The sequence below is a fragment of the Pseudomonas sp. 2VD genome (genome assembly GCF_005503585.1).
Taxonomy (GTDB): Bacteria; Pseudomonadota; Gammaproteobacteria; order Pseudomonadales; family Pseudomonadaceae; genus Pseudomonas; species Pseudomonas aeruginosa.
This window is the reverse complement of the sequence record NZ_SCND01000321.1, coordinates 1-6,847: the sequence shown is the minus strand read 5'-3', so window position 1 is coordinate 6,847 and position 6,847 is coordinate 1. Positions and strand designations below refer to the sequence as shown.

8 protein-coding genes and 1 pseudogene are annotated in these 6,847 nt (G+C 67.7%); 1 reads left to right on the top strand and 8 read right to left on the bottom strand.

Annotation, left to right across the window (positions count from 1 at the left end):
• A pseudogene (locus FFS27_RS25720) lies at positions 1–934 on the top strand (ribonuclease E/G); the annotation flags it as partial.
• A gap of 157 nt (positions 935–1,091) precedes the next feature.
• Here the strand turns inward: FFS27_RS25720 and murB are convergent.
• The 8 genes from murB to FFS27_RS25680 all read right to left on the bottom strand — a co-directional run.
• Complete coding sequence (murB, locus tag FFS27_RS25715; protein ID WP_021265002.1) at positions 1,092–2,111, bottom strand: UDP-N-acetylmuramate dehydrogenase; 1,020 nt, start codon at positions 2,109–2,111, stop codon at positions 1,092–1,094.
• On the bottom strand, positions 2,108–2,572 hold the full coding sequence (locus FFS27_RS25710) for a low molecular weight protein-tyrosine-phosphatase (protein ID WP_003106924.1): 465 nt from the start codon (positions 2,570–2,572) through the stop codon (positions 2,108–2,110). Before FFS27_RS25710 ends, murB begins: the two co-directional genes overlap by 4 nt.
• Positions 2,572–3,336 carry a 3-deoxy-manno-octulosonate cytidylyltransferase gene (kdsB, locus tag FFS27_RS25705; protein WP_003091155.1) on the bottom strand — a complete coding sequence of 255 codons (765 nt, stop codon included), beginning with the start codon at positions 3,334–3,336 and terminating at the stop codon, positions 2,572–2,574. The genes FFS27_RS25710 and kdsB overlap by 1 nt, the downstream gene beginning before the upstream one ends.
• The gene (locus FFS27_RS25700) at positions 3,336–3,521 is read right to left on the bottom strand and encodes a Trm112 family protein (RefSeq protein WP_003091157.1); all 186 of its coding nucleotides are present in this window, start codon (positions 3,519–3,521) and stop codon (positions 3,336–3,338) included. Before FFS27_RS25700 ends, kdsB begins: the two co-directional genes overlap by 1 nt.
• 37 nt (positions 3,522–3,558) lie before the next feature.
• Entirely contained in the window at positions 3,559–4,557 is a 999-nt protein-coding gene (gene lpxK, locus FFS27_RS25695; RefSeq protein ID WP_003130692.1) for a tetraacyldisaccharide 4'-kinase, read from the bottom strand.
• On the bottom strand, positions 4,557–4,997 hold the full coding sequence (locus tag FFS27_RS25690; protein ID WP_003091161.1) for an ExbD/TolR family protein: 441 nt from the start codon (positions 4,995–4,997) through the stop codon (positions 4,557–4,559). The genes lpxK and FFS27_RS25690 overlap by 1 nt, the downstream gene beginning before the upstream one ends.
• Positions 4,994–5,629: a MotA/TolQ/ExbB proton channel family protein gene (locus FFS27_RS25685; RefSeq protein WP_003091163.1), complete on the bottom strand. Its 636-nt coding sequence runs from the start codon at positions 5,627–5,629 to the stop codon at positions 4,994–4,996. Before FFS27_RS25685 ends, FFS27_RS25690 begins: the two co-directional genes overlap by 4 nt.
• Before the next feature lie 72 nt (positions 5,630–5,701).
• On the bottom strand, positions 5,702–6,847 hold a 1,146-nt coding region (locus FFS27_RS25680), incomplete at its 5' end, for a ComEC/Rec2 family competence protein (RefSeq protein WP_033943287.1).

Below are 6,847 nucleotides of genomic sequence, written 5' to 3'. Positions count from 1 at the left end.
GGACGATCAGGACGATACCGATGGCGAGCGCCCGCGCCGCCGCTCCCGCGGCCAGCGTCGTCGCAGCAACCGCCGCGAACGCCAGCGCGAGGTCAGCGGCGAGCTGGAAGGCAGCGAGGCGACCGATAACGCCGCCGCGCCGCTGAACACCGTCGCAGCCGCCGCTGCTGCCGGTATCGCTGTCGCCAGCGAAGCCGTAGAAGCAAACGTGGAGCAAGCCCCGGCCACTACCAGCGAGGCTGCCAGCGAAACCACGGCAAGCGATGAAACCAACGCACCGACCAGCGAAGCCGTGGAAACCCAGGGCGCGGACAGCGAGGCCAATGCCGGCGAAACCGCCGACATCGAAGCGCCGGTGACCGTCAGCGTGGTCCGGGACGAAGCCGACCAGAGCACCCTGCTGGTCGCGCAAGTCACTGAAGAAGCTCCCTTCGCCAGCGAAAGCGTGGAAAGCCGCGAAGACGCCGAGAGCGCCGTGCAACCGGCAACGGAAGCGGCCGAAGAAGTTGCCGCCCCGGCGCCCGTCGAGGTAGCAGCCCCTAGCGAGCCCGCAGCCACCGAGGAGCCGACCCCGGCCATCGCGGCGGTGCCGGCCAACGCGACCGGCCGTGCCCTCAACGACCCACGGGAAAAACGTCGCCTGCAACGCGAAGCCGAGCGTCTGGCACGCGAAGCCGCAGCAGCAGCCGAAGCGGCAGCTCAGGCCGCTCCCGCCGTCGAGGAGATCCCAGCTGTAGCGAGCGAGGAAGCGTCGGCCCAGGAGGAACCTGCTGCACCCCAGGCTGAAGAAATCGCCCAGGCCGACGTTCCGTCTCAGGCGGACGAAGCCCAGGAAGCGGTACAGGCCGAGCCTGAAGCTTCCGGCGAAGACGCCGCCGACACAGAGCACGCGAAAAAGACCGAGGAAAGCGAAACCTCGCGCCCGCATGCCTGAGTGACAGGCTGAAAAAAGGGGATGCCATGGCATCCCCTTTTTTTGCGCGCCATTCCGCGGCACTCCGGCATACCGCCCGTCATGACCAGAGCCGCCGAACACGCACAATGAAAAAGGGATGCCGCCGGCATCCCTTTTTCATTCTCCAGCCGCACCCTCAGTAGAGATTGGGTTCAGGCTCCAATTCGACGCCGAAACGCCGACGGACGTCCTCCTGGATACGCTCGGCCAATGCCCGGACCTGGGCACCAGTGGCGCCGCCATGGTTGACCAGGACCAGCGCCTGCTGCGCGTGTACCCCCACCGGGCCATCGCGGAAACCCTTCCAGCCACCCTTGTCGATGAGCCAGCCTGCAGCCAGCTTCAGCCGACCGTCCGCCTGCGGATAGCCGACCAGATCCGGGAAGGCCTGACGCAAGCGTTCGGCCTGCGCCGCATCCACCAGCGGGTTCTTGAAGAAGCTGCCGGCATTGCCCAATACGGCGGGGTCGGGCAGCTTCTCCCGGCGAATGGCGCAGATTACCCGGCTTACGTCCCTGGCCGTCGGACTGGCGATGCCCTCCTCCTCCAGGCGCTGGCGTACCGGCCCGTAGTCCAGGTGCAGCCTCTCCCGCCGCGTCAGGCGCAGGCGCACGCGGAGGATCAGCCAGCGATCCGGCTCCTGCTTGAACAGGCTATCGCGGTAGCCGAAACGGCAGGCCTGGCGATCGAACTCACGTAGGGTTCCATCCTGGCGATCCAGCGCCGTCAGACTGTCGAAGACGTCCTTCAGCTCTACGCCATAGGCGCCGATGTTCTGCATCGGCGCCGCACCCACGGTGCCGGGAATCAGACTGAGATTTTCCAGACCGGCCAGGCCCCGCTCCAGGCTCCATTGTACGAATGGGTCCCAGGCCTCGCCCGCCTCCGCCTCGACCAACACCGAATCCGCGGCATCGGAAACAATTCGCCGCCCCTGGCTGGCCATGCGCAAAACCAGCGCCTCGACGTCACGGGTCAGCAGCAGGTTGCTGCCACCACCGATCACCAGCAGCGGCAATCCACGCTCCCGAGCCAGGGCCAGGGCCTCGCGCACATCAGCCTCGTCCCGGGCGTGGGCCAGCAGGCGGGCGCGCACGTCGATGCTGAAGGTGTTATAGGGCTTCAGCGAGCAATGCTCTTGCAGTTCCAGGCTCACAGTCGCCCCTTGGCTTCGATCAACAGACGGTCGCAGGCATGTTCGATCAGGTCGAGGACCTGCTCGAAGCCTTCTTCGCCGCCATAGTAGGGATCGGGTACTTCGTCCCGCTCGGATCCGTAGCGACGCAGGAACAGATCCAGTTCGGCGGCACCGCGCCCGGCACGCAGGGTCTCGAGGTCAGCCAGGTTGGACAGGTCCATGGCCAGGATCAGGTCATGGCGGGAGAAATCCTCGATGCCGACCTGGCGTCCACGCAGTGCCGACAGGTCGTAGCCACGCCTTTGCGCGGCCAGGCGGGTGCGCTGGTCAGGCGCCTTGCCGACATGCCAGCCGGCGGTGCCGGCGGAATCGACATGGATACGGGAGGCCAGCCCGGCCTCCTCGACCTTGCGCCGGAACACGCCTTCGGCGGTGGGCGACCGGCAGATGTTGCCCAGGCAGACGAACAGGACGCGCATCAGCCCCCCAGCACGCGGCGAACGCGTTCGAGGTCTTCCGGCGTATCCACGCCCGGAAGCATGGTTTCGCGGGCATCGGCCACATGGATTCGCACCCCGTGCCAGAGCGCGCGCAATTGCTCGAGGCTTTCGGCGTTCTCCAGCCAGCACGGTCCCCAGGCGACGAAATCGGCAAGGAAACCCACGCGATAGGCGTAGATGCCGATGTGGCGACGATAGGGCACGCCCTCCGGCAGGCTGTCGCGATCGCGGGCGAAGGCGTCGCGAGCCCAGGGCAAGGGCGCACGACTGAAAGTCAGGGCCAGGCCGTCGATGTCGGTGGCGACCTTGACCACGTTCGGATTGAACAGCGCGGAGACCTCATGGATCGGCTCGGCCAGGGTAGCGATGGCGGCCTCCGGGTGCGCCGCCAGGTTGGCCGCCACCTGGTCGATGAGCGCCGGGGGGATCAGCGGCTCGTCGCCCTGGACGTTGACCACGATGGCATCGCTGGCCAGGCCGAGCCGGGAAGCGACTTCCTCCAGGCGATCGGTACCGGAGTTGTGCTCGGCACGCGTCAGCAGCGCCTCGGCGCCGAACCCCTGGCACGCCGCCAGGATGCGTTCGTCGTCGGTGGCGACGACCACGCGGCTGGCGGCGCTCTTGCGGGCCTGGTTCCAGACGCGCTGGATCATTGGCTGGCCGGCGATATCCTGCAATGGCTTGCCGGGCAGACGAGTGGAGGCGTAGCGGGCGGGAATGACGACAGTGAACGCCTGGGTCATTACTTGTCCAGCCGCTCGTCCACGTTCAGGGAGCGAGCCTCGCTCTCCAGCATCACCGGGATGCCGTCGCGGATCGGATAGGCCAGGCCGGCCTGCTTGCTGATCAGTTCGGTCTTGTCTTCGCTGAGCACCAGCGGGCCCTTGGTCAACGGGCAGGCAAGAATATCGAGGAGTTTCGGGTCCATGGCGGAGTCCTTCATACAATGGCGGCACGGCCGCCGGTCAGCGCGCCAGGAGATGCTCGAGTCGGGCGTCGAACCAGGCGACGAATGCAGGGGAAGGCACCGCATCGACCGCCAGGTACCACCAGTCGGCCGCTGCGAAAGCCCGGCATTTAACGGCATCCTTCTCGGTCATCAGCAGCGGCAGCGGCGGGCTGAACGCCAGTTCGGCCGCCGTGTAGGTCGCGTGATCCGGGAAGGCATGCGGAATCGCCCGCCAGTGTAGCGCCTCGAGCGTCCTGAAGAAACGCTGCGGATTGCCGATCCCGGCCAGGGCATGGACCTCCTGGCCCGCGGGAAAATGCTCCAGCGGTCGGCGCTCGCCGCTCTGCAGGTTGATCAGCGCAGTAGGCTGCAAGCGGAATGCGTAACCGCCGTCAGGATCCTCGTCGGCGCCGTTGTAAAGCAGCGCGTCGACGCTTTGCAGACGCTCCGCCGGTTCGCGCAACGGACCGGCCGGCAGGCAACGACCATTGCCGAGACCGCGCGCGGCATCGATCAGCACCAGCTCCAGATCGCGCGCCAGGCGATAGTGCTGCAAGCCATCGTCGCAGAGGACCAGGTCCAACTGCTCTTCGGCGAGCAGCGCCTGCAGGGCGCGCGGACGATCCGGGTCGATCATCAGCGGCACGCCGCTGCGCCGGACGATCATCAGCGGTTCGTCGCCGGCCTCCGCGGCGTCCTGCTCGGCCCGCACCCGCCACGGCGTGGTGGGCGGCCGGGCACCATAGCCGCGGCTGATCACGCCAACCCGCAAGCCGCGAGCCCTGCAGTGCTCGATCATCCAGAGGATCATCGGCGTCTTGCCGGTTCCGCCGACGGTGATGTTGCCTACCACCAGCACCGGCAGCGGCGCCCGATAGGCGGGCTTGCGCCCGGACAGGAAGTCCGCCCGGCGGCCGTTCGCCACCCGGCGATAGAGAGCCTCCAGCGGACGCAGCAACGCCAGCGCCGGATGCCCCTGGTACCAGGCGGCGAGCAGCCGCTCGGAGAACGACATCAGGGCTTGGCCGCCGTGTTCTCGACCGTGGTGATGCGCAGGTGGACGAAGCCCAGCTTGCCCGCTGCGTCCATCGCCGTGACCACCGACTGGTGGGTGGACTTGGCATCGGCGCTGATCACCACCGGCAGGTTGTTGTCGCCCGCCGATTCACGCTGCATCGCCGCCATCAGGGTGGCCAGGTCGCTCTTGGCCAGCGCCTGCCCGTTCAGGGCGTAGTGCCCCTCGGCATCCACCGAGAGTTCCAGTTGCTTCTGCTCGGTGCCGGCGGTTTCGCCGCTCTCCGCCGATGGCAGCTCGATGTTGAGCTGCTCGGGGCGGGTGAAGGTGGTACTGACCACGAAGAACAGCAGCAGGACGAAGATCACGTCGATCAGCGACGCCAGGTTGATGAAGACGTCTTCACGGGCGGCACCCGCCCGTCTGCGGCGGAATTTCACGCTTTGCCTTCCTCGACGTAGTCGACTTCACGATCGCCCTGCACCACTTCCACCAGCTTGATGGCCTCCTGCTCCATGGCGATCACCAGTTCGTCGACCCGCCGCAGCAGGTAGCGATGGAAGAACACCGCCGGAATCGCCACCAGCAGGCCGGCGGCGGTGGTGATCAATGCCTTGGAGATGCCCGCGGCGAGCATCGGCGAGTTGGCCATGCCGTTGTCCATGAAGGCGCCGAAGATCTGGATCATGCCGAACACCGTGCCCAGCAGGCCCAGCAGCGGCGCCATCGCGGCGATGGTGCCGAGGGCGTTGAGGTAGCGCTCCAGCTCGTGGATGACACCGGAAGCAGCCTCCTCGATGCACTCCTTCATGATCTCGCGGCCGTGCTTGGAGTTGGCCAGGCCGGCGGCGAGGATCTCTCCCAGCGGCGAGTTGGCGCGCAGGTCCTTGAGCTTCTGGGCGCTCAGTTGCTTGCCCTTGATCTGCTTCCACACCTGGCCGAGCAGCTCGGGCGGCGCGACGCGGCTCTTGCGCAGCGTCCACAGGCGCTCCGCGACGATGGCGGTGGCGGCGATCGAACTCAGAATGATCGGCAGCATCATCCAGCCGCCGGCTTGAACCAGTTCCCACACAGTGGCATATCCCCGAAAAAAAAGTGGCGCCACTCTAGCACAGCGACCCTTTTCCGCCGACCGCCACGGTTCTCATTTTTCCCGCCAGAAGTGCGCCGAATCACGCTCCCGGCGTGCGCCGCCACGGCTTCCGAGGAGAAACGTCAGGGCACCGTCGCGTGCCGTGTCGTGGACCTGCGCGGCGACCCTCGCGTAACGTTCCATCACTTCGCCATGGGGATGGCCGAAGGCGTTGCGCCAACCTCGCGAGACCAGCACATGGCGAGGCCGCGTACGCAACACGAAGGCGACTCCGGAGGAGCTGCGGCTGCCGTGATGCGGCGCCAGCAACCAGTCGACCCGCGGATCGGCCTGTCGCGCCAGCCAGGCATGCTCGGCCGCACGCGAGATGTCCCCGGTCAGCAGCAGGACTTCGCCATCGGCCTCGACCCTCAGCACGCAGGAGCGGTCGTTGCTGTCGCCGGCCTGCGCCCATGCCCACTGTTCGAAAACCACGCCATCCCAGGACCAGCGCCGCTCGTCGCAGCTGTCCGCGAACAACGGCGAAGGCAGGCGCGCGGGTTCGCCGCTGACCAGCCAACCCGGCGGGAATCGGGAAGCGACCGTAGGAGCACCGCCTGCATGGTCGTTGTCGGCATGGCTCAGCAACAGGCCGTCCAGGCGCCGCAGGTCCAGGCTGCGCAGCACCGGCACCACCACCCGCTCGCCCATGTCGAACGCCCCCTGCCGCGCACCGCTGTCATAGAGCAAGGCATGCTCCCGGGTACGCACCAGCACGGCCAGCCCCTGGCCGACGTCCAGCACCCGCACTTCCGCCCGCCCCCATTCGACAGGCGGCGATGACGGCAACAACGCCGGCAGTAGCAACGCGGCACCGAGGGCACGCAACGGCAAGCCAGCCGGCGCCAGCCAGCAGAGCGCGCCGAGCATGCCCAGCGCTACGCTCCAGGCCGCTGCGGCGGGTGGCTGCCACGCCTCGGCCAGGCCCGCCAGCAGGCCAAGTGCACGAAACAGCAGGTCCAGCGAAACGCCAGCGGCGCGAAGCAGCCCCTCGCCCAGCCCGGGCACCCATAGCAGCAGGCTCCCAGCCAGGGCCGGGGGCACTACCAGCAGTTCGATCCAAGGCACCGCCAGCAGGTTGGCCGGCGCTCCGCTCAGGCTCAACGGCAGGCCCAGCGCCAGCAGCGGCATCGCCAGCCCCAGCGCCATCCCCCACTG